Source organism: Streptomyces sp. NPDC056231 (assembly GCF_048270745.1).
In the GTDB taxonomy this organism is placed as follows: Bacteria; Actinomycetota; Actinomycetes; order Streptomycetales; family Streptomycetaceae; genus Streptomyces.
The window spans coordinates 106,107-126,711 of sequence record NZ_JBLVKW010000001.1; the positions used below are offsets into that span (position 1 = coordinate 106,107).

Below are 20,605 nucleotides of genomic sequence, written 5' to 3' on the forward strand. Positions count from 1 at the left end.
CACCCTTCGGGGACGCCCGCGCGGCAGCGGAGCGTGAGCGTGGCGGCGACGGCATCGAAAGGACAGGGTGCACGCGGCACCCTGGAGGAAGAGAAGGTGTGAGGGCGGAAAAGGAGGCGTGATGCGGACCATCGACCAGATCTGTCACCGGGTCCGCTGGGACCCACGGTTCGTACCGGGGGTCCGCCGGCGCGAGGGTCCCCCCGAGCGCATCCCACTGACCTCTTTCGAGGTAGCGGCGGAGGGAGCTGTCCACGTCCCCGACAGTGCGGAACGCGCTGCCCCGCAGTTGGCTCCGGTGTGCACCGACTGTCGGAGCCACACTCCCGACTGCGGTTTGCAGGCCGAGGGGCAGTTCTTCCGCTGTGCGCACTGCGCCTACCGGCAGAGGTTCGCGCAGCTCGTCGATCACACCTGAGCACCCGGTGCGCTCGCGAGATTCTGCTCGTACTCCCGATGATCTCGTACGGGCCCTTCGTGCGGCGGGGATCGGCGATGAGCGCCTGCTCCAGGCTGTGCGTACGACGCCGCGAGAGCAGTTCGTCCCCAGCAACCGTGCGGCGGCCGCCTACGACGACGTACCGGTGCCGATCGGCTACGAGCAGGTGACCACGCAGCCCTCGCTGTCGGCCATGATGATCGAGAGTCTCGGCCTGGACGGGGACGAGCACGTACTGGAGGTCGGTACGGGACTCGGCTTCCAGACCGCGCTGCTCGCCCGGCTGACAGCCGACGTGGTGAGCATCGAGATGTGGCCGGACATCGCGGCTCAGGCCCGGCGCAATCTGGCCGGCCAGGACATCCGGAACGTGGAACTACGGATCGGGGACGGCAGCGGCGGCGTGCCGGACCTCGCTCCCTATGACGCCATCCTCGTGTCCGCCGCGTTCCCCGATGTCCCCGTGCCACTGATTGAGCAGTTGCGGCTCGGCGGCCGTCTGGTACAGCCCATCGGGCCGGGAGGGGACGAGGACGTCATGTCCTTCCGGCGCACCTCCTCGGGGCTGGTCACCGTGCGGCTGCTGACGGCGGCCCGTTTCGTGCGTCTGCGGGGGCGGTACGGCTTTCCCTAGACCGGCAGACCGACAGACCGCCGCCTCTTTCCGCGGACAGGCCGTCGCGTCCGATCTGGCCACTGAGCCGGTGTGCCGCTGCGACTCGGCTCCCACACACGGCCGGCCTTCTCCCCTCCGAGGTTCCCCCTTGGGGCTGGACCGCCTGATACGGGGACGCCCGGTCCCGGAGGAAGCACCTCCAGGCAGTGAGAAGGCGGCAGACGAGTCGGGCTGTACGCCGGGTTCTGTCACCCGGTCGCCTCGCGGCGGCCGGGGAGACGGCCATCCATCTAGGACCGGCATTGCTGCCGGTCTCGTGCGGTCTACCCGCGAACTCGGGCGGGCAGCCCTCGGACGTTCGCGCAGGGCCGTCCTGAGACGGCCCCTCTTGACCTTGCTCCGGGTGGGGTTTACCTAGCCGCCTGAGTCACCTCAGGCGCTGGTGGTCTCTTACACCACCGTTTCACCCTTACCGAGGACCGAAGTCCCCGGCGGTTTGTTTTCTGTGGCACTGTCCCGCGGGTCACCCCGGGTGGCCGTTAGCCACCACCCTGCCCTGTGGAGCCCGGACGTTCCTCGGGAGGATCCGAAAATCCCCACGCGGCCGTCCGCCCGGCTCGTCTGCCGTGTCGACCATGCTACCCGGACGCGCGGGAGGCCCAGGTCCTGTCCTGTCGATCTTCGTGGATCAGCCCGGGGCCGGCCGTCCGCGCGCCGCCGTCACCGCTCTCACGCGGGGGCGAACAGTACCTTCGCCGCCCCCGGGTCCGCCTGGGTGAGGCGGACCCGAAGCCGTTCGCCCAGGGGGAGCTTCGTCGTGCCGCCGTCGATGCGGGCCACGATGGCGGGGTGCTCGATGTGGACCGTGCCGATGGTGGGTTCCTGGTCCTGTACGTCGACCACATACGCGTCGAAGACCTCGCCCACCCGGCCGCTGAGGAGTGCCGCCTCGACCAGGTCGACGCACTCGCGTTCCACTGTGTTGGCGCGGCGGGCGCCCTCGGCCATTTCCCTCGGGAGGACGGGGAGCGCGGCCGTCACCCACGCGGGCGGCTCCTGGTCCGCGACTGCCGCGACGCACAGTTCGGCCGCGTACCGGTCGACGAGGCGGCGCAGCGGCGCGGTGCAGTGCGTGTAGAGGTCGGCCACGGCGGCGTGGACGGCGGGGGTGGGGAGTTCACCGTGGTCGAAGACCGTGTATCCGGCGCCGCGCAGCAGGGTGGTGCACTCCTGCAGGAACGCGGCATGGCTCGCCCTTTTCGGGTCGAGCGACCGAACGACCTGGGCGTACGGGACGTGGTGAGGCCAGTCGATGTGCAGCGCCTCGGCCGAGCGGCGCAGCCGGGCGACGGCACCGTCCGGGGCGACCGGAAGCGTACGCAGGATGCCGGTGCCCGCCTCGGTCATCAGATGGGCGGCGGTCATCCCGGTGAGGAGGGAGATCTGGGCGTTCCAGCCGTAGGCGGGCAGCGGGGCCCGGTACTCCAGGCCGTACGCGCCGTCACGCTGGACGATCTCCTGTTCGGGCACATCGAGCGAAATCCCGCCTCGGTCGACCTCCTGCTCCTCGCGGAGCCGGCCGATGTCCTTCAGCAGGGCCAGGGATTCCTCGGCGGTGCCCGCGTCGATCTGCCGCTGGACGCCCGCGTAGTCCAGCTTGGCCCGGCTGCGGACCAGGGCCCGGCGTACGTCGGTGGCGCCCGCGCGGCCCTCCGCATCGAGGTCGATCCGCCAGAGCACGGCGGGGCGGGTCTGCCCGGGAAGGAGGCTGGCTGCGCCCTCGGAGAGCACGGCGGGGTGCAGCGGCACCTTGCCGTCGGGGAAATAGAGGGTCGTCATCCGGCGGTGGGCCTCGGTGTCGAGTGCGCCGCCGGGGCGGACGAAGGCGGCGACGTCGGCGATGGCGTAGTGGACCCGGAAGCCGTGCGCCCGGCGTTCGAGGTGCATCGCCTGATCGAGGTCGGTGGAGGTGGGCGGGTCGATGGTGAAGAGGGGGAGGTCGGTCGCGTCCTGGTGTCCGGTCAGGACGAGAGACTTCGCCGCCTGCGCCGCCTCCGCGAGGACCTCGCGCGAAAAATCGGCGGGCAGTCCGAGCGTGGTGCGCAGTCCGCGCAGGGCAGCCCGCAGCGGGGTGTCGGCTGCGCCGGTCATGTGGAGATGGCGGCGGGGCATGGACCGAGCGTATGGCGGAGCGGGGCGACCGGCATCCCGGGTGCGGGCCGTCTGCGGTCCGGGACGGGTGGTCGTGCGGTCCGGGACGAGTGGTGCTGCGGTCCGGCTGCCGTGCGCCTGCGGTCCGGGGGCCGGGCCGGGCGGTCCGGGCGTCCCCTTACTCTGGCAGGCGGGCCTTGGGCAGTCGCGGGGCCGCTTCCCTGTTCGTATGAAGGAGAACCGCCGTGCTCGTGCTGTTGCCGCCCTCCGAAGGAAAGGCCGCCTCGGGTCGCGGAGCACCCCTGAAGCCGGAGTCGCTGTCGCTGCCGGGGCTCGCCGAGGCCCGGACCGCGGTCGTCGACGAGCTGGTCGAGCTGTGCGTGGCGGACGACGAGAAGGCCCGCGAGGTGCTCGGTCTCAGCGAAGGGCTGCGCGGCGAGATCGCGAAGAACGTCGAGCTGCGGACGGCGGGGACACGGCCCGCCGGGGAGATCTACACCGGGGTGTTGTACGACGCCCTGGACCTGGCGTCCCTGGACACGGCGGCCCGGCGGCGGGCCGGGAAGTCGCTGCTGGTCTTCTCCGGGCTGTGGGGCGCGGTACGGGTGGGCGACCGAATTCCGTCGTACCGCTGCTCGATGGGGGTGAAGCTGCCGGGGCTCGGCGCCTTGGGCGCGTACTGGCGGGCGCCGATGGCCGAGGTGATGCCGGAAGCGGCCGGGGACGGGCTCGTGCTGGATCTGCGGTCGTCGGCGTACACGGCGGCGTGGAAGCCGAAGGGTGCGGTGGCGGAGCGTACGGCGAGCGTGCGGGTGCTGCACTCCCAGATGGTGGACGGGGTGGAGAAGCGGTCGGTGGTCAGTCACTTCAACAAGGCGACGAAGGGGCGGATGGTCCGCGACCTGCTGCAGTCGGGGGACCGGCCGAAGGGGCCTGCGGAGCTGGTGGAAGCGTTGCGGGAGCTGGGATACGTGGTGGAGGCGGAGGCTCCGGTGCGGGCGGGGCGGCCGTGGGCACTCGATGTGGTCGTGACGGAGATCCACTGACACCGAACACATACCGTTGCAGCATGTGCAACGCTCGTTGCGTACTGTGCTGTAAGCGCGGCAGGATGTGGCCATGCCCTCCTCCTCTGTGCTGGACCTCGCCCCCGTAGTTCCCGTAGTCGTCCTGGAGGACGCCGCCGACGCAGTGCCGCTGGCCCGGGCCCTGGTCGCGGGCGGGCTCCCGGCCATCGAGGTGACACTGCGGACGGCGGCGGCGCTGGACGCGATCAGGGCGATCGCGTCCGAGGTGCCGGATGCGGTGGTGGGCGCGGGCACCGTGATCTCCCCGCAGAACGTCGCCGAGACGGTGGCGGCCGGGGCCCGGTTCCTGGTCAGCCCGGGCTGGACGGATGTGCTGCTGGACGCGATGAAGTCGTCGGGGGTGCCATTCCTGCCGGGCGTCTCGACGACGTCCGAGGTCGTGGCTCTACTGGAGCGCGGGGTCACCGAGATGAAGTTCTTCCCGGCCCAGGCGGCGGGTGGCACGGCCTACCTCGGGGCGCTGTCCGCACCGCTCCCCCAGGCCCGGTTCTGCCCGACGGGCGGCATCTCGCTCGCCTCGGCTCCGTCGTACCTGGCACTGCCGAACGTCAGCTGCGTGGGCGGCAGTTGGATGGTGCCCAGGGACGCGGTGGCGGCACGGGACTGGGCGCGGGTGGAGCGGCTGGCGGGCGAGGCGGCGGCGCTGCGCGGCTGATTCCCCGCCCCGCCCCTTCCCGAGCCGGGCCTCCGCCCCGGACCCCGGTGGGTGCCGAGGGGTCACGGAGGACTCCGTGTCCCGGGGAAGCGGCGGCTTCCGCTTTCTACCGGAGGTGCGATGTGTCGTTCAGCAGTCGTAGTGACGCGTTGCCGTCCGTGTAATACGCCACCGCGGACAGCGACGCCGCCGAGAGTTCCATGCGGAACAGGGACTCGGGCGGGGCGCCCAGAGCCAGGCGGACCAGGGTCTTGATCGGGGTCACGTGCGTGACCAGGAGCACCGTGCGGCCCGCGTAGCGGGTGGTCAGGCGGTCGCGGGTGGACGAGACCCGGCGGGCCACCTCGGCAAAGCTCTCGCCGCCGCCCGTGGGGGGCGTCCTCGTGGAGGCAAGCCAGGCGTCCAGGTCGGGGCCGTACCGTTCACGGACCTCGGCGAACGTCAGGCCTTCCCAGGCACCGAAGTCCGTCTCACGCAGGCCTTCCTCGATCTCGACGGTCAGGCCCAGGCGCGCGGCCACCGTCGCCGCCGTTTCGCGGCATCGGCGCAGGGGCGAGCTGACGATCTCCTGGATGGTGCCGCGGGCCGCGAGGTACTCGGCCACGCGCTCCGCCTGGTGGCGGCCGGCCGCCGAGAGTTCGGGGTCGGTGCCACCACTGCCGGAGAACCGTTTCTCGGGGGTGAGGGCCGTCTCGCCGTGACGGAGCAGGACGAACGTCGCGGGCGCACCCAGGTCGGGGGCGGCACCCCAGCCGACCTGTGGGGTGGCCGCGGGTTCACGACGGGTGGACATCGCCGCCCGTGCCTTCGCGGCGCCTGCCGCCGCGTCCCCGGGAGGACCGCTGACCGGAGGCAGGTCGAGTGCGGCCGTCGACGCCGACGGCTCCCACTGCTTGCCTCGCTGGCCCGCGTCCATCGCCTCGTTGGCGAGCCGGTCTGCGTGCCTGTTCTTCTCGCGCGGGATCCACTCGTACGTGACGGCGGACGCCGGAAGGATCCGGGCCGCCTCCGCCGCGAGCGGCTTCATGTCGGGGTGCTTGATCTTCCAGCGGCCCGACATCTGTTCCACGACCAGCTTGGAGTCCATCCGGACGCGCACCCGCAGCGCACCGTCCGCCGACGCGTCCGGCACCAGCGCCTTCGCGGCTTTCAGGCCCGCGATGAGGCCCTTGTACTCGGCCACGTTGTTCGTCGCGATGCCGATGTACTCGGCGGCCTCGGCGAGCGTCTCCCCCGTGACCGGGTCGATCACGACCGCGCCGTACCCGGCGGGCCCCGGGTTGCCCCGGGAGCCTCCGTCGGCCTCGATGACGAACTGACGCGGCTCCGTCATTACAGGCCCGATTCCGCCGTACGGACCAGGATGCGGCGGCAGTTCTCGCACCGCAGCACCGTGTCCGGGGACGCCGCCTTCACGTCGTTGATCTCGGTGATGTTCAGCTCCAGCCGGCAGCCCTCGCAACGGCGCTGGTAGAGCCGGGCGGCGCCGACCCCGCCCGACTGGGCACGGAGCTTGTCGTACAGCTTGAGGAGATCGGCCGGTACGGAGGCGGCGACGAGCTCGCGCTCCTTCGTGACGGTCGCGGCCTCGTCGTCGAGCTCCCGCGTCGCGGCGTCCCGGCGGGCGGTCGCGTCGTCGGCCTTGGCCTGGACGGCGGAGACCCGTGCGGTCAGCTCGGTGACGCGCTCCTGTGCGGACTCGCGGCGCTCCATGACCTCGAGGACGACGTCCTCCAGGTCACCCTGGCGCTTGGCCAGCGAGGTGATCTCGTGCTGCAGGCTCTCCAGGTCCTTCGGCGAGGTGACCGCGCCGGAGTCCAGGCGCTGCTGGTCGCGGACGGCGCGCTGGCGCACCAGGTCGACGTCCTGCTCCGCCTTGGTCTGCTCGCGGGCGGTGTCGCTCTCCTCGGTCTGCGAGGCGACCAGCAGGTCACGCTTCTGTGCGAGGTCGGCGGTGAGCGAGTCGATCTCGGCGTGCTCGGGCAGCGACTTGCGCTTGTGGGCAAGCTGCGACAGCCGTACGTCGAGGGCCTGGACGTCGAGAAGTCGGATCTGGTCGGCGGGCGCGGCGTTCAGTTGGGGGCTCCAGAAGAGTGGTGGGTGGTCCAGGGGTCGGTGACCTGCTTCGAGACATGGACCCGCAGGTCCCATCCGTGGCGGTCGGAAATCGCGTCGAGCTGCGCCGCGGCCTGCTCACACCAAGGCCATTCGGTGGCCCAGTGCGCGGCGTCGATCAGGCCGATCGGAGACTGCTGAACGGCCTCGGACGCCGGGTGGTGGCGCAGATCTGCGGTGAGGAAGGCGTCGACGCCCGCGGCGCGCACGGCGTCGAAGAGGCTGTCGCCGGAGCCGCCGCTGACCGCGACGGTACGCACGAGCGCGTCCGGGTCGCCGGCCATGCGGATGCCCTGCGCGGTGGCGGGCAGCCGCGCGGCAGCGCGGGCCGCGAAGTCGCGGAGGGTCTCGGGGTGGTCGAGTTCGCAGATCCGGCCGAGGCCTCGATGACCCTTGGAGTCGGTCGGGTCGGGTACCAGGGGGCCGGTGACCCGCAGATCGAGGGCGCCGGCGAGGGCGTCGGAGACCCCTGGGTCGGCGGTGTCGGCGTTGGTGTGCGCGACGTGCAGGGCGATGTCGTGCTTGATGAGGGTGTGCACGACCCGGCCCTTGAAGGTGTCGGCCGCGACCGTCGTCGTACCCCGCAGGTAGAGGGGGTGGTGGGTGACGATCAGCTGGGCTCCGAGTCCGACCGCCTCGTCGGCGACCTCCTGGACCGGGTCCACGGCGAAGAGCACGCGGTCGACTTCGGCAGCCGGGTTGTCCACGTCTCCGCAGACCGTTCCGACCGCGTCCCATCCTTCGGCCCGCTCGGGAGGCCAGAGGGCGTCGAGCGCGGTGAGGACTTCAGACAGACGGGGCACGGAGGAAAGGCTACCTTCCGTCCGTGCCCCGTTGCCCATGACTGAGGCGACCCGTGAAGGCCGGGCGACAGTCGGTTACGTGTCGTTACGCACAGTTCTGCCCGGCCGGTTACTTGACCAGGTCGGCGCGGAGGTCGTCGAGGACCAGGTTCGCCGCGGTGACGCCGAGGCCGAGGTACCAGGTCTCGTCCGGGACATCCTTCGCCCGGCCCTCCTTGACCGCCTTCAGGTTCTTCCACAGCGGGTTGGACTGTGCGGTGTCGCGCTTGGTCGCCTTCGGGTCGCCGTAGACGCCGGTGAAGATCCAGTCGGCGTCCGCCTCGTCGATCTTCTCGGGGCTGATCTCGGTGGCGAGGTCGTCGATCTGCTGGTTCTTGGGCCGCGGCAGACCTGCGTCCTCAAGGATCGTGCCGATGAACGATGCCTTCGCGTAGAGGCGGATGCGGTCCGGCAGGTAGCGGACCATGGAGATGGTCGGCTTGTCGGGGCCGATGTCCTCGCCCAGCTTCGCGGCCTTCTTCTCGTACGCGTCGAGCTGGCTCTTCGCCTTGGCGGTCCTGTCCAGCGCCGCGGCGTTGAGGAGGTAGTTCTCCTTCCAGGTGAAGCCCGGACGGATGGAGAACACGGTCGGCGCGATCTTGGAGAGCTGGTCGTACTTGTCGGCGGCGCGCAGCTGGCTGCCGAGGATCAGGTCCGGCTTCAGGCCCGCGATCGCCTCGAGGTTGAGGCTGTTGATCGTGCCGACGTTCTTCGGGTTGCCCGCGTCCTTCTTCAGGTACGAGGGGATGGCCTCGTCGCCCTCGGAGGGGGCGTAGCCCACGGGCTTCACACCCAGTGAGACGACGTTGTCGAACTCGCCCACGTCCAGCACGACGACCCGCTTCGGGGCGGACTTGAGCTCGGTCTTGCCCATGGCGTGAGTGAGGGTCCGGGGGAACTGGCCCGCCGGGGCGTCCGTCCCGTACCCGGCCGTCTTCTTCGCCGCGTCGCCGAAGTCCTTGCCGCCCGTCGCCACAGCCGCCTTCTTGTCGCCGCCGGCGGACTTGGCCGAATCGCCCGCCTTTCCGCCGCCTTCGCTGCTGCAGGCGGAGAGAGCGAGGGCGGCGGCCACTGTCAGGCCGACCGCTGCGGTGCTGCGGCGTCGTATGGACATCACGTGGTCACTTGCTCCAGTTGAGGGAGTCACAGGATTACTTAGGAATGCCTAACCTTACCCGCACGCTCCGTCAGAAGCACACCCTCCCCTCACTCTCAGGCGAATCCGGGCATCACCATCCTTATGTGTGAAGTGGCGGGTCACGTGTTGTTCGGCAGGAAGTGCGAAAACTAGCTTCGGTGGCCGGAGGTGACGAGCCCATGACTGCCTGCGCCATCGAGGGTGAGACGGCCGGGGCCGCCGCGACGGCGGATCCCGCGTCCGGACAAGTGGAAGAACCCGGGGGCCGGGACGAGCCGGAGGAACGGGGCGCGCTCATCGAGCCCGGCGAGCGGGGCGAGTCCGGTGCGTCTCATGCCCCCGACGGACCCGCCGAGTCCGTCGGGCCGGGCGGAGCTGCCGCCACCGGTACCGGCACGTTCACCATCACCGCCGACGGCTCCTACGCGGCGCGGCTCGCGCTCGCCGGGCAGGCGCCGGACGCCGCCTGGTGCCCCGAGCGCTGGACGCTCGACGGGCACGAGCCGTACGCCGTGCCACTCCCCCTCAACCAGCCCGAGGAGCCGGACTCCGAGGTGCTGCCGCTCGCCGACGGGCGGGTGTTGATCCGGCGGCGGGTGGCGGACCGGCACGCCTTCTTTCTGCTCTACCCGACGGGCCCCGGCACCGGCGAACTGCCCCTCGGCACCGTCGAGTGCGCCGACGACACCCCCCTGACCCTGTTGCCGCCGTCGCCGGACGGTGCGAGCGCGTACGCACTGTCCGTCGGTGAACGCTCCACCGCCGTCTGGCTGGTGGCGGGCGGGGCGTTCGGGCCGGAGCGGGTGGCCGAGGTGCCTGGACGATGCTCCGGCGGGGTCTGGCTGAACCGGGCGGGGCGGATGCTGGCCCTGGACCGGGAGCCTGTGGGCGGCGGTCCGGTGAAGGCGGTCGCCGTGGACCTGGACCGGGGTGGCGAGGTGTCGCCGCTGCTGCAGATCACGCCGGACAGCAACGACCGTCTGCTGCTCGCCGATACGGACAGCGGGCTGCTGCTGATCCGTTCCGATGCGCCGGGCCACGACCGGCTCGGCTGGGGGGTGCTCGGCAGCTGTCTGCCGGTGCGCTTCCCGGAGTGTCTGCATCCGGCGGATGTCGCGGTGACGCCGTTCGCCGTGCAGCCCGGGCAGATGCTGATGCCGGAGCACTGTGCGGTGGCGCTGCGGATCGACGGGGCGGCCGGCAGCTGGGTCGGGGTGTGGCGTCCGGCTGGGCGGAGGCTGCATCAACTGGCTGCCCCGGACGGATGGTTGGCCGGGGCCGGGGTGTGGACCCAGGACGGCATTCTCAAGCTCCCGTACGCCGGCCGGGACGTACCGTGCGGGGTGGCCCTGCTGCAGGCACCGGAGGACGGGGAACGCGGCGCCGGGCCTGCGTGGACGGAAAGCGGTATGCAGCCGTCCGCGGCTGCCACGCCTCCTTCCGTGTGCACGCCGGTGCCACTGGGCCAGGCGCCGCTCGTGGGGCGCACGGCACCTGGTTAAATTCTGGACCGGGGCCAGGGGGCACCCCTACTAGCCGATGGGCGCGGTTGCCGACGGTGACCGTGTCGGGTGGTGGTGGCGCAATGGTCCCGGTGACACACACGCAAGCGATCACAACGGGGGACTTCCCACATGTCTGAAGCCCGAACCGACACGACCCAGACGCGCCCGCAGGGGGCGGACGCCGCACGGGCCGACGCCGACGGCTCCGGAAAGCACCGAGGGGGGGTGTCGATGGAGAGCACGGACGGGCAGCCGCACGGTCGCCACCGGCGACCCGCCGAGGGGGGCAGCCGAGCGGCCTGACCGCACGGAAAACAACGAGGGAACGAGTGGCGGAAGGGCCTCCGCAGCGCTGTTCGGCTGCGGAGGCCCTTCCTTGTGTGCTGCCGCCCGGGGGTCAGCCCCGCTTCAGTCCCAGCACCTCCGCCGCCGCGAACGTCTCGTTCGGCGGACGCTCCGCGTAGTACGGGGAGATCAGTTCGTCCAGCTCGCCGAAGGAGAACGTCTCCTTGGACGAGTCGAACTTCGCAGCCACCCGGGGGCGTTCGACGATCGCGACCATCCCGCCGTGCACCACGAGCAGCTGGCCGTTGACCTTGGCGGCCGCCGGCGAGGCCAGATAGCCGACCAGCGGGGAGACGTGTTCGGGGGCCAGCGCGTCGAGCCGGCCGTCCGTCGGCTCATCGAATCCCGCGAAGACGTCCGCCGTCATCCGGGTGCGGGCCCTCGGGCAGATGGCGTTGGCGGTGACGCCGTACTTGGCCAGGGCCAGGGCCGTCGAGGTGGTGAGGCCGACGATGCCACCCTTGGCCGCCGCATAGTTCGGCTGGCCCGCCGAACCCGCCAGGAACGCTTCCGACGAGGTGTTGATGACCCGGCCGTAGACCGGGCCGCCGGACTCCTTGGAGCGCGCGCGCCAGTGGGCCGCGGCAAAGTGCGTGGTGTTGAAGTGGCCCTTGAGATGCACCCGGATGACGGAGTCCCACTCGTCCTCGGTCATCGAGAAGACCATCCGGTCGCGCAGAATGCCCGCGTTGTTGACCAGGATGTCGAGCGTGCCGTACGTGCTGACGGCCAGCTCCACCAGGGCGCGGGCCTGCTCGTGGTCGGAGACGTCGCCGAGGTGGGCGACGGCCCTGCCGCCCGCCGCACGGATCTCCTCGGCGACCTCCTCGGCGGGGCTCGCGGACGCCTCGCCGGAGCCGTCGCGGCCCGGCTGCCCGTAGTCGTTGACGACGACGGCCGCGCCGAGCCCCGCCAGTTCCAGTGCTTCGGCGCGCCCGAGGCCGCGGCCCGCGCCCGTGACGATCGCGGACAGCCCGTCCAGGGGAAGGGGTTGTGACATCGGAATCCCGGAGTCCTCTCGGAAGGGGCGGTGGTCAGAGTTCGATGCAGGTACGGAGCGCCTCGCCGGTCCTCATCTGGCCGAGGGCATCGTTGATCTCGGCCAGTTGCACCCGGTGGGTGATCATCGATTCGAGGTCGATCCGGCCCGCCCGCCAGAGCGCGATGGCCCGTTCGTAGGAGCGGAGCACGTCCCCTCCTCCGTACATCGAGGGCAGGATCCGCTTCTCGTCGAAGAACAGCTCGAACATGTTGACCTGGAAGTGATCGTCCATCGCGCCCGCGCCGACGATGCAGAGCGTGCCGCCGCGCCGGGTGTTCTCGTACGCCGTGCGGGCCGTCGCCGACTTGCCGACGACCTCGAAGACGTAGTCGAAGCCCTCGCCGCCGGTGATCCGCTGCTTGGCGTCGGCGAGCTCGTCGGGCGGGACCGCCTCGGTCGCGCCGAACCGGAGTGCCGCCTCGCGCCGGGACGCGACCGGGTCGACGGCGACGATCTGAGCGGCGCCCTGGACCCTGGCCCCCTGGACGGTGGAGATGCCGACGCCGCCGCAGCCGATCACCGCGACCGACGAACCTGCCTGCACCTGAGCGGTGTTGATCGCGGCGCCGAGTCCGGTGGTCACCCCGCAACCGATCAGTGCGGCGATCTCGAAGGGCACGTCATCGGGGATCGGCACCGCGCAGCCCCCGTCGACGACGACCTCCTCGGTGAAGGTGCCGGTCCCGGCGAAGCCGAACACGTCGCCGCCGGGGCGCTTGAAGTTGGGTGTGCCCGCGTTCATGAACCCGGCCAGGCAGAGCTGTGTCTGGCCGCGCCTGCAGGCGGCACACGCCCCGCAGGCGGGCAGCCAGCAGACCAGCACCCGGTCCCCCGCGCTCAGCCCGGTCACGCCGTCGCCTACGTCGAGGACCTCGCCGGCGCCCTCGTGGCCCGGGATGAAGGGGGCGGGCTGCGGCAGCACGCCGCTCATCGCCGAGACGTCGGAGTGGCACAGCCCGGTGGCCCGGATGCGGAGCTTGACCTTGCCCGGGCCGAAGCCCACCGCCTCGACGTCGTCGAGGACTTCCAGTTTGTCCTGACCTATCTCGTGCAGTACGGCTGCGCGCATGGTGCGGCTCCCCTCAGGTCGTTGCGTGATTCAGAAGTGTTCGACGAGCGTGTCGGCCAGGACCGGCGCGTCGTCCCGCTCGGCGGCGGTCACGGCCACCTGGACGCGGCCGTCCCGGGCCCACATCCGGATGCGGAGGGTCTCGCCCGGGAAGACCACCCCGGCGAAACGGGTGCTGTATGCGCCGATCCGGGCCACCTCACCGTCGAGCAGCGTGTCGGCCACGGCCTTGAGCGTCATGCCGTAGGTACACAGACCGTGCAGGATCGGCCGGTCGAAGCCGGCCAACTCGGCGAACTCGGGGTCGGCATGCAGCGGGTTCCAGTCCCCGGAGAGCCGGTAGAGCAGCGCCTGGTCCTTCCGGATGGTCCGCTCGACCACCCGGTCGGGTGCCCGGTCGGGGAGCGCGAGCCGCTCGGACGGGCCGCGCTCGCCGCCGAAGCCCCCCTCGCCCCGGACGAAGATCTGGGCGTCGTTGGTCCACAGCGGGCCGTCGTCGTCGGCGGCCTCGGTGCGCAGGACGAGGACGGCCGCCTTGCCCTTGTCGTACACGGCGGCGACCTTCGATGTCTGCACGGCCCTGCCCTTCACCGGGATCGGCCGGTGCACCCGTACGGTCTGTCCGCCGTGGAGCACGGCGGCGAGGTGGACGTCGATCCCGGGCGAGGACAGTCCGCCGACGACACCCATGCCGGCGCCTGCGACGGTGGCGAAGCTGGGCAGGACATGGAGCCGGGACTCCAGGGTGTAGCGCAGCTCGTCGGGGTCGGTGGCGGGGATTCCCGCGCCGAGTCCGAGGTGGTAGAGCTGGATGTCCTTGTGGTTCCAGCCGATCTCTGCGGTCCGGGGGTCGGCGGCGATCGCCTTTGCGGCATCAATGGGCATGGGGGAGCTGCTCCTTGATGGTGGGAAGACCTCGGCACGGCCGTCCGCACCGTCGGCCGCACCGAGGTCGTGCGGGACCGGCCGCGACGCCTGTTCTAGAACGCGTTCTAGCCGGTTGGCCCTATGTATAACGCAGCTCCCAGCCGTTGTGAAGACTGCTGACATACCGTCAGATCTATTGCGCGGAAAGGTGATCAGGCGCCCGCCGGGGCCGTTCAGGTGCCCACCCGGGCCATGACATTTGTCATCGCGGACTCCGTACAAGCGGGTCTGCCGGAGTGCGGGCCCGGCTCCGTACCGTCGGTTCCATGGAAAAGACAACGGGGAACGGGCCTGCGGTCGTCTTCACCGGGGCAGTCAAGACCTTCGGCCGGGCGGAGCGGACCGTACGGGCCGTCGACGGAATCGACCTGACCGTCGAGCGCGGCGAGACCGTCGCACTGCTCGGCCGCAACGGCGCGGGCAAGTCCACCGCCATCAGCCTGCTGCTCGGTCTGAACGAGCCGGACTCGGGCGGTGTGCAGCTGCTCGGCTCCACCCCCGAGCAGGCGGTACGGGCCGGCCGGGTCGGCGCCATGCTGCAGGACGGGCGGCCGATCCCCCGGGTCACCGTCCGCGAACTGATCAGGTTCGTCGCCTCCACCTACCCCAGCCCGATGCCGGTCGCCGAATCGCTGGCCCTGGCGGGTGTCTCCGCGTACGCCGACCGGCGCATCGACAAGCTCTCCGGCGGGCAGATCCAGCGCGTCCGGTTCGCCGTCGCACTCGCCGGCAACCCGGAGCTGGTCGTCCTGGACGAGCCGACCGCCGCCCTGGACGTCGAGGCCCGGCGGGCGTTCTGGGACTCCATGCGCGCCTACGCCCGGCGCGGCAACACGGTCCTCTTCTCCACGCACTACCTGGAGGAGGCCGACGAGAACGCCGACCGGATCGTCGTCCTCGACCGGGGCCGGATCGTCGCGGACGGGAGCGCCGACACGATCAGGGCCTCGGCCGGCAGCAGTCTCGTCTCTTTCGACCTGGCGGGCCGGCCGACCGCGGGCCTCGAGCTGCTGCCCGGCGTCGTCACCGTGGAGGTGTCCGGGGACCGGGCGCTGCTGCGCACCGACGATTCGGACGCCACCGTCATGGAGTTGGCCCGCCTCGACGCGATCCGCGGCCTCCAGGTATCCCGGGCCACGCTGGAGGACGCGTTCCTCGCCCTGACCGCACCGGCCGCAACAGCACCCGCAACCGATTCCGAGAGTGAGACTGTCTGATGTTCCGCTACATCGTGCTCGAAGTGCGCCGGACACTGCGTGACGGCTTCTTCCTGATCTTCGGGACCGGGATGCCGGTGGTGATGTATCTGCTCTTCACCAACATCGGCGGGAGCGAGGGCGTCGACGGCTGGAAGACGGCCTCGATGGTCGGCATGGCCGCGTACGGTGCGCTGGGCTCCGCCATGTCGATCGGTACGGGGGTCGCCTCCGACAAGACGCTTGGCTGGCTTCAACAGCTGCGGGTCACCCCGCTCGCCCCTTCCCGGGCGGTCGTGGGCCGGGCGATCAGCGGTTCGGTGACCGTCCTGCCGACGATCGTGACGGTGCTGCTGGCCGGCGGACTGCTCAACGGGGTGCGGCTGGGCGCCTGGCAGTGGATCGCACTGGCACTGCTGCTGTGGATCGGCGCGCTGCCGTTCACCCTTCTCGGCCTCGGCAACGGCTACCGGCTCACCCCGCAGGGCACCGGGGTCGTCAACGTGGCCTGTCTGATGGGCTTCGCGATCATCGGCGGGCTGTGGTTCCCGCTGGAGCTGCTTCCCGAATGGCTTCGTTCCATCGGCAGGTTCACGCCCGCCCACCGGTTCGCCGACCTGGGCTGGGCGACCACCAGCGGCCACGCACCCTCCCTGGGGACGATCACCGTGCTCGGCGGATGGCTCCTGCTGTTCGGTGCGTACGCCGTCGTCTCGTACCGTCGGTCCGCGAGGACCGTGTGACAGGAGCGAGCATGTCCCGGAACGGATCAGGATCGTGGCGGGAACGCCGCAGGCGGCACCGCGAGCAGGGGCGTCCCGGCCCGCCCGGACCGTACTCGTTGCTGCCCTGGCTGCTGATGGGACTCGGCGGCTTCTCCAACCTCTTCCAGGGGAGGGCCCCGAACCCCTGGATCGGCGGTCTCGGGCTGCTTGTCTTCAATTCCCTTTACATCAATGTGGTGTTCCGGGGGTTCGACAAGAAGAGGCGCGAGAGCCCCGTGTCGTACGTGCTGCTCGCAGTGATGGCCCTGGTCGCGTTCGGGCTGGCGATCGGGTACGGCGGAACCTGGCTGCTGTTCTTCCCCCTGCTCTCGTTGGCCTGCGGCGTCATCCTGCGCCACCGGCAGCTGATACTCGGCCTGTTGGGCCTCGCGGCCGTCGCCAGTCTCGTCGCCGTCTGGCGCGGGGACAACGCCTCGGACCCGTGGACCATCGGATACGGCACCTTCATCTCGGGTGCGGTGACCGCCGCGCTCCTCACCCTGTCGGAGACCGTGATGGAGCTGCGGGCAACCCGGCAGGAACTGGCCCGCACCGCCGTGGAGAAGGAGCGGCTCCGCTTCTCCCGCGATCTGCACGATCTGCTGGGACACACACTCTCGGTGATCGTCGTCAAGTCGGAGGCCGCGCGTCGGCTCGCACCGCGCGACATGGACGCGGCGCTGGCCCAGGTCGCCGACATCGAGTCCGTCGGGCGGCAGGCCCTCACCGAGATCCGGGAAGCGGTCACCGGCTACCGCGAGGGGAGCCTGGCCACCGAACTCGACCGGGCCAGGTCCGCGTTGACCGCCGCCGGGATCGAATCGGTGGTCCGCCGCTCGGGACCGCCGCTCACCCCACAGGCAGAGGCGCTGCTGGGCTGGGTGGTGCGGGAGACGGTGACCAACGTCGTACGCCACAGCGCCGCGACCAGCTGTTCGTTCCTCGTCGACGGCACGGCCGAACGGGTCCGGCTGACCGTCACCGACGACGGCCGCGGACGGGCGGACCCGCCGCCCGCGTCCGGCATCGGCGGTACCGGCCTGCAGGGCCTCACCGAACGGCTCGCCGCGGCGGGAGGCTCGCTCACCGCGGGTCCCGGGCCGGGCGGCGGGTTCGTGGTCGGCGCGGAGCTGCCGGTGGACCCGGTGGATGCCGCCGGAAGTCCCGCCTCACCCCATACGCTGGGCCGGTGAACGAGATGCCCCGAGATCAGCGGCCGCACACGTCCGTCAAGGTTCTGCTCGCCGAGGACCAGGGCATGATGCGCGGCGCGCTCGCCCTGCTGCTCGGGCTCGAACCGGACATCGAGGTGGTGGCCCAGGTCGGCGCCGGGGACGAGATCGTGGACGCCGCGCTGCGGTCACGACCCGATGTGGCACTCCTCGACATCGAACTCCCGGGCCGCAGCGGACTGGACGCCGCCGCCGACCTGCGCGAGGAGGTGCCGGACTGCCGGGTGCTGATCCTCACCACCTTCGGGCGGCCCGGCTATCTGCGCCGCGCGATGGAGGCGGGCGCTGCGGGGTTCCTGGTCAAGGACGGCCCGGTCGAGGAGCTCGCGGTGGCCGTCCGGCGGGTGCTGGCCGGCGAGACCGTCATCGACCCCGCCCTCGCCGCGGCCGCCCTGAGCGCGGGCCCCAGCCCGCTCACGGCGCGGGAACGGGACGCACTGAACGCGTCGGTGGACGGGGCGACGGTCTCCGACATCGCGGCGAAGCTGCATCTGTCCGAGTCGACGGTACGTAACTACCTGTCGTCGGCGATCGGGAAGACAGGGACGCGGAACCGCATGGAGGCGGTGCGGGCGGCGCGGCAGCAGGGCTGGCTGTAGGGCGTGTTTCGAAAGTCCCGCCTGCCGGGCGACGCTACTTTCGAAACACACCCTAGGCGGTGCTCGCAAGCGGGGCGCCGGGCGTGGCCGCGCCCCGCTGCGCTCAATCGCCGGACGGGCTCGACATGCCCGACGGGCTCGACGCGCGGGACGGAGTCGACGGGCTCGACGTGGCCGACGGGCCATGTACGGCGGAGCGCGACGAGCGGTGGCGCGGCAGCCACAGGGCCATCAGCAGCAGTCCGCCCAGCAGGACCGTGCCGGCTGTCCGGAACGCCAGCGCGAACCCCGCGGTCAGCTCCTCCGCCCCGGTGCCGCCCCCGGTCCGTGCCGCCGCGACCGTGGAGAGCACGGCGAGACCCAGAGCACCGCCCATCGTGCGCGAGGTGTTGACCAGCCCGGAGACCAGACCGGCGTCCCCGGGCGCCGCGCCCGAGGTCGCGAGGGAGGCGAGCGGGGTGGACGCGAACCCCGCACCGGCCATCATCAGGATGCCGGGCCCGCAGATCGACGTGAGATACGAGCCGTCCGCGCCCATCGTGGACTGCCAGCCGAAGCCCGTGGCGGTGATCGCCAGACCGATCAGGACGAGGTTCTTCGCGCCGACCCGTGCCATGATCCGCGGCGCGAACGTCGAGCCGAGCACGACCGCCAACGAGGTCGGCAGCAGGGCCAGTCCGGCCTGCATCGGCGTGTAGTCCAGCACCGACTGCGCGTACACGGTCATGAAGTACCACATCGAGAACGTCGCGGAACCCATCACGATCATCGCCACGTTCGCCGCCGCCACCGCCCGCGTGCCCAGCACCCGGAGCGGCATCAGCGGTACCGCCGTCCGCGCCTCCACCAGGACGAAGAGGGCCAGCAGCGCCACCCCGCCGAGCAGTGGCACCAGGGTGGCCGCGGCCGTCCAGCCCTCCTGCTCGGTCTGCACGATGCCGTACGAGACCGTGGCCAGCCCCACCGTGACGAGCACCGCGCCCAGCAGGTCGATACGGTACCGCCCGCCCGCCCGGCTCTCGGCGAGCCAGACCGTGGCGCCGATCAGCACGAGCACGCCGAACGGCACATTGATCAGCAGGACCCAGCGCCAGGAGAGGAGGTCGGTGAGCACCCCGCCGACAAGTCCGCCGGCCGCGCCGCCTCCGGCGCCGACGGCCATCCACGTACCGATCGCCCTGGTCCTGGCCGGGCCCTCGGGAACCGCTGCGGTGAGAAGCGTGAGGGTCGCGGGAGAAAGCACGGCGGCACCGAGCCCCTGCCCGGCGCGGGCGGCGAGCAGCTGCCAGCCCTCCTGGGCGAACCCCCCGGCGAGCGAGGCGGCGGTGAACAGGCCGAGCCCGACCAGGAACATCCGCTTGCGGCCGTATATGTCGGCGGCGCGCCCGCCGAGGAGCATGAACCCGGCGAACGCGATCGCGTACGCGCTGAGGACCCACTGCAACTGGCCGGCGCTCAGCCCCAGGTCGGACCGCATGGACGGCAGTGCCACATTGACGACGGACACGTCGAGGATGACGAGGAACTGGCCGGTGCAGGCGGCGAGTACCACCGCCCAGGTGCGGGATTTCTTCCGGATCTGCAGGGGCGTGGGCGCCGGGACGTCAACCATGAGGGTCATACTCGCAGGCGCCCTGCGCCCCGTACATCGGTATATGGCCGGACACCTTGCTCCTCCTATCGGCGCAGGAGGGTGACGACCGCCGCGCCGCCGAGCCCGATGTTGTGGGCGAGCCCGACCCGGGCACCCGGCACCTGCCGGAGGCCCGCCTCGCCACGCAGCTGCCAGGTGAGTTCGGCGGCCTGGGCGATACCGGTGGCGCCGAGCGGGTGCCCCTTGGAGATCAGGCCGCCGGACGGGTTGACCACCCAGCGGCCGCCGTAGGTGGTGGCCCCGGACTCGACGAGCTTGCCGGACTCGCCCTCGCCGCACAGGCCGAGCGCCTCGTAGGTGAGGAGTTCGTTGATGGAGAAGCAGTCGTGCAGCTCGATGACGTCGAGGTCCGCGGCCGAGAGCCCCGAGGTGTCGTACACCTGCCGGGCGGCGGCGCGGGACATGGGCAGTCCGACGGCGTCGATGCAGGTGCCGGAGGCGAACGACTCTCCGGTGTCGGTCGTCATGGCCTGGGCGGCGATCTCGACGGCCCTGTCCTCCAGCCCGTGGCTCCCGACGAAGCGTTCCGACACGACGACGGCTGCGGCCGCTCCGTCGGAGGTGGGCGAGCACTGGAGTTTGGTCAGCGGGCGGTGGATGGTCCTGGCGGCGAGGATCCCGTCGACCGTGTACGCGTCCTGGAACTGGGCGTACGGGTTGTTCACCGAGTGCCGGTGATTCTTGGCGCCGACAGCCGCGAGCTGCGCCTCGGTCGTCCCGTACCGCTCCATGTGTTCGCGGGCCGCGTTGCCGAAGATCTGGGCAGTGGGCGGGGACATCTCGAAGCCGTGGGCGGCGGCCATGATCCCGTAGTGCCGGGCGACGGGCGAGGTCCTGAAGTCCACTCCGCCGTCGGACCCGCTCCCCAGCGACCCGCGCGTCATCTTCTCGAAGCCGAGCGCGAGAACGCAGTCGCTGATCCCGCCCTCGACGAACTGCCGGGCCAGCATCAGCGCGGTGGAGCCGGTGGCGCAGTTGTTGTTGACGTTGTAGACGGGCACGCCGGTCAGTCCGAGCTCGTACGCGGCGCGCTGGCCGGCCGTGGAGGCCTGGAAGCAGTAGCCGACGGGAACCTGCTGCACCTCCTCGTAGGCGACCGAGGCGTCGGCGAGCGCGGCGTTCCCCGCCTCCTTCGCCATGTCCCAGTACTGCCAGTCGCGTGTCTCCGGCTTCTCGAACTTCGTCATCCCGACACCGACGATGTACGCCTTCATGGAGAGGTCACGTC

At 71.3% G+C, this 20,605-nt stretch carries 19 protein-coding genes and 1 other RNA gene; 9 read left to right on the top strand and 11 right to left on the bottom strand.

Going from position 1 to position 20,605, the window contains the following annotated elements:
• Positions 1 to 121: 121 nt before the first annotated feature.
• Together ACNPQM_RS00465 and ACNPQM_RS00470 are read left to right on the top strand one after the other, a co-directional pair.
• Positions 122 to 418, top strand: a complete 297-nt coding sequence (locus ACNPQM_RS00465; protein ID WP_418082373.1) for a hypothetical protein — start codon at positions 122 to 124, stop codon at positions 416 to 418.
• Positions 419 to 425: 7 nt separating this feature from the next.
• Complete coding sequence (locus ACNPQM_RS00470; protein WP_418082374.1) at positions 426 to 1,073, top strand: protein-L-isoaspartate(D-aspartate) O-methyltransferase; 648 nt, start codon at positions 426 to 428, stop codon at positions 1,071 to 1,073.
• Between the two features lie 200 nt (positions 1,074 to 1,273).
• On the opposite strand, the gene rnpB is transcribed toward ACNPQM_RS00470, so the two are convergent.
• An RNA gene (rnpB, locus tag ACNPQM_RS00475) (RNase P RNA component class A) lies at positions 1,274 to 1,675 on the bottom strand.
• A 109-nt stretch (positions 1,676 to 1,784) separates the two neighbouring features.
• Positions 1,785 to 3,227, bottom strand: a complete 1,443-nt coding sequence (locus ACNPQM_RS00480; RefSeq protein WP_418082375.1) for an RNB domain-containing ribonuclease — start codon at positions 3,225 to 3,227, stop codon at positions 1,785 to 1,787.
• A 224-nt stretch (positions 3,228 to 3,451) separates the two neighbouring features.
• Between ACNPQM_RS00480 and yaaA the strand changes: the two genes are divergently transcribed.
• Both yaaA and eda read left to right on the top strand, forming a co-directional pair.
• The gene (gene yaaA / locus ACNPQM_RS00485; RefSeq protein WP_418082376.1) at positions 3,452 to 4,252 is read left to right on the top strand and encodes a peroxide stress protein YaaA; all 801 of its coding nucleotides are present in this window, start codon (positions 3,452 to 3,454) and stop codon (positions 4,250 to 4,252) included.
• Between the two features lie 73 nt (positions 4,253 to 4,325).
• Positions 4,326 to 4,949, top strand: coding sequence for a bifunctional 4-hydroxy-2-oxoglutarate aldolase/2-dehydro-3-deoxy-phosphogluconate aldolase (gene eda, locus ACNPQM_RS00490; protein WP_358859514.1), 624 nt, complete (start codon positions 4,326 to 4,328; stop codon positions 4,947 to 4,949).
• 106 nt (positions 4,950 to 5,055) lie between these two features.
• On the opposite strand, the gene ACNPQM_RS00495 is transcribed toward eda, so the two are convergent.
• The 4 genes from ACNPQM_RS00495 to ACNPQM_RS00510 form a co-directional block, all read right to left on the bottom strand.
• Positions 5,056 to 6,282 carry a bifunctional RNase H/acid phosphatase gene (locus ACNPQM_RS00495; protein ID WP_418082377.1) on the bottom strand — a complete coding sequence of 409 codons (1,227 nt, stop codon included), beginning with the start codon at positions 6,280 to 6,282 and terminating at the stop codon, positions 5,056 to 5,058.
• Positions 6,282 to 7,025 carry a zinc ribbon domain-containing protein gene (locus tag ACNPQM_RS00500; protein ID WP_358859567.1) on the bottom strand — a complete coding sequence of 248 codons (744 nt, stop codon included), beginning with the start codon at positions 7,023 to 7,025 and terminating at the stop codon, positions 6,282 to 6,284. Before ACNPQM_RS00500 ends, ACNPQM_RS00495 begins: the two co-directional genes overlap by 1 nt.
• Complete coding sequence (locus tag ACNPQM_RS00505) at positions 7,022 to 7,867, bottom strand: Nif3-like dinuclear metal center hexameric protein (protein ID WP_358859516.1); 846 nt, start codon at positions 7,865 to 7,867, stop codon at positions 7,022 to 7,024. The genes ACNPQM_RS00500 and ACNPQM_RS00505 overlap by 4 nt, the downstream gene beginning before the upstream one ends.
• Positions 7,868 to 7,976: 109 nt before the next feature.
• Complete coding sequence (locus tag ACNPQM_RS00510) at positions 7,977 to 9,020, bottom strand: ABC transporter substrate-binding protein (RefSeq protein ID WP_418082378.1); 1,044 nt, start codon at positions 9,018 to 9,020, stop codon at positions 7,977 to 7,979.
• Positions 9,021 to 9,223: 203 nt separating this feature from the next.
• On the opposite strand from ACNPQM_RS00510, the gene ACNPQM_RS00515 reads away from it, so the two are divergent.
• Positions 9,224 to 10,546, top strand: a complete 1,323-nt coding sequence (locus ACNPQM_RS00515) for a hypothetical protein (RefSeq protein ID WP_418082379.1) — start codon at positions 9,224 to 9,226, stop codon at positions 10,544 to 10,546.
• A gap of 400 nt (positions 10,547 to 10,946) precedes the next feature.
• Here the strand turns inward: ACNPQM_RS00515 and ACNPQM_RS00520 are convergent, their stop codons facing one another.
• From ACNPQM_RS00520 to ACNPQM_RS00530, 3 genes are read right to left on the bottom strand one after another with little or no spacing between them, the layout of a single operon-like run.
• Positions 10,947 to 11,894: a 3-oxoacyl-ACP reductase gene (locus ACNPQM_RS00520; RefSeq protein ID WP_418082380.1), complete on the bottom strand. Its 948-nt coding sequence runs from the start codon at positions 11,892 to 11,894 to the stop codon at positions 10,947 to 10,949.
• A 34-nt stretch (positions 11,895 to 11,928) separates the two neighbouring features.
• Positions 11,929 to 13,005: a Zn-dependent alcohol dehydrogenase gene (locus ACNPQM_RS00525; protein WP_418082381.1), complete on the bottom strand. Its 1,077-nt coding sequence runs from the start codon at positions 13,003 to 13,005 to the stop codon at positions 11,929 to 11,931.
• Positions 13,006 to 13,035: 30 nt separating this feature from the next.
• On the bottom strand, positions 13,036 to 13,890 hold the full coding sequence (locus ACNPQM_RS00530; protein ID WP_418082382.1) for a MaoC/PaaZ C-terminal domain-containing protein: 855 nt from the start codon (positions 13,888 to 13,890) through the stop codon (positions 13,036 to 13,038).
• A 308-nt stretch (positions 13,891 to 14,198) separates the two neighbouring features.
• On the opposite strand from ACNPQM_RS00530, the gene ACNPQM_RS00535 reads away from it, so the two are divergent.
• The 4 genes from ACNPQM_RS00535 to ACNPQM_RS00550 are packed head-to-tail and all read left to right on the top strand — an operon-like array spanning position 14,199 to position 17,723.
• Positions 14,199 to 15,149, top strand: coding sequence for an ABC transporter ATP-binding protein (locus tag ACNPQM_RS00535; protein WP_418082383.1), 951 nt, complete (start codon positions 14,199 to 14,201; stop codon positions 15,147 to 15,149).
• Positions 15,149 to 15,871, top strand: coding sequence for an ABC transporter permease (locus ACNPQM_RS00540; protein WP_418082384.1), 723 nt, complete (start codon positions 15,149 to 15,151; stop codon positions 15,869 to 15,871). Before ACNPQM_RS00535 ends, ACNPQM_RS00540 begins: the two co-directional genes overlap by 1 nt.
• Positions 15,872 to 15,882: 11 nt before the next feature.
• Positions 15,883 to 17,085, top strand: a complete 1,203-nt coding sequence (locus ACNPQM_RS00545; protein ID WP_418082385.1) for a sensor histidine kinase — start codon at positions 15,883 to 15,885, stop codon at positions 17,083 to 17,085.
• A gap of 5 nt (positions 17,086 to 17,090) precedes the next feature.
• Positions 17,091 to 17,723 (top strand): response regulator transcription factor, encoded by a 633-nt coding sequence (locus ACNPQM_RS00550; RefSeq protein WP_358859568.1) that lies wholly within the window; start codon positions 17,091 to 17,093, stop codon positions 17,721 to 17,723.
• Between the two features lie 103 nt (positions 17,724 to 17,826).
• On the opposite strand, the gene ACNPQM_RS00555 is transcribed toward ACNPQM_RS00550, so the two are convergent.
• Both ACNPQM_RS00555 and ACNPQM_RS00560 read right to left on the bottom strand, forming a co-directional pair.
• A complete protein-coding gene (locus ACNPQM_RS00555) occupies positions 17,827 to 19,344 on the bottom strand; it encodes an MFS transporter (protein ID WP_418082386.1) in 1,518 nt (505 codons plus the stop codon).
• Positions 19,345 to 19,400: 56 nt separating this feature from the next.
• Positions 19,401 to 20,591: a lipid-transfer protein gene (locus tag ACNPQM_RS00560; protein ID WP_418082387.1), complete on the bottom strand. Its 1,191-nt coding sequence runs from the start codon at positions 20,589 to 20,591 to the stop codon at positions 19,401 to 19,403.
• Positions 20,592 to 20,605: the final 14 nt, after the last annotated feature.

Bases quoted from the DNA above. Each gene is read 5' to 3' on its own strand.
- ACNPQM_RS00465 (WP_418082373.1), top strand. From the start codon at position 122: ATGCGGACCATCGACCAGATCTGTCACCGGGTCCGCTGGGACCCACGG.
- ACNPQM_RS00480 (WP_418082375.1), bottom strand. From the start codon at position 3,227: ATGCCCCGCCGCCATCTCCACATGACCGGCGCAGCCGACACCCCGCTG.
- eda (WP_358859514.1), top strand. From the start codon at position 4,326: ATGCCCTCCTCCTCTGTGCTGGACCTCGCCCCCGTAGTTCCCGTAGTC.
- ACNPQM_RS00495 (WP_418082377.1), bottom strand. From the start codon at position 6,282: ATGACGGAGCCGCGTCAGTTCGTCATCGAGGCCGACGGAGGCTCCCGG.
- ACNPQM_RS00510 (WP_418082378.1), bottom strand. From the start codon at position 9,020: ATGTCCATACGACGCCGCAGCACCGCAGCGGTCGGCCTGACAGTGGCC.
- ACNPQM_RS00515 (WP_418082379.1), top strand. From the start codon at position 9,224: ATGACTGCCTGCGCCATCGAGGGTGAGACGGCCGGGGCCGCCGCGACG.
- ACNPQM_RS00520 (WP_418082380.1), bottom strand. From the start codon at position 11,894: ATGTCACAACCCCTTCCCCTGGACGGGCTGTCCGCGATCGTCACGGGC.
- ACNPQM_RS00525 (WP_418082381.1), bottom strand. From the start codon at position 13,005: ATGCGCGCAGCCGTACTGCACGAGATAGGTCAGGACAAACTGGAAGTC.
- ACNPQM_RS00530 (WP_418082382.1), bottom strand. From the start codon at position 13,890: ATGCCCATTGATGCCGCAAAGGCGATCGCCGCCGACCCCCGGACCGCA.
- ACNPQM_RS00535 (WP_418082383.1), top strand. From the start codon at position 14,199: ATGGAAAAGACAACGGGGAACGGGCCTGCGGTCGTCTTCACCGGGGCA.
- ACNPQM_RS00540 (WP_418082384.1), top strand. From the start codon at position 15,149: ATGTTCCGCTACATCGTGCTCGAAGTGCGCCGGACACTGCGTGACGGC.
- ACNPQM_RS00545 (WP_418082385.1), top strand. From the start codon at position 15,883: ATGTCCCGGAACGGATCAGGATCGTGGCGGGAACGCCGCAGGCGGCAC.
- ACNPQM_RS00550 (WP_358859568.1), top strand. From the start codon at position 17,091: ATGCCCCGAGATCAGCGGCCGCACACGTCCGTCAAGGTTCTGCTCGCC.
- ACNPQM_RS00555 (WP_418082386.1), bottom strand. From the start codon at position 19,344: ATGACCCTCATGGTTGACGTCCCGGCGCCCACGCCCCTGCAGATCCGG.
- ACNPQM_RS00560 (WP_418082387.1), bottom strand. From the start codon at position 20,591: ATGAAGGCGTACATCGTCGGTGTCGGGATGACGAAGTTCGAGAAGCCG.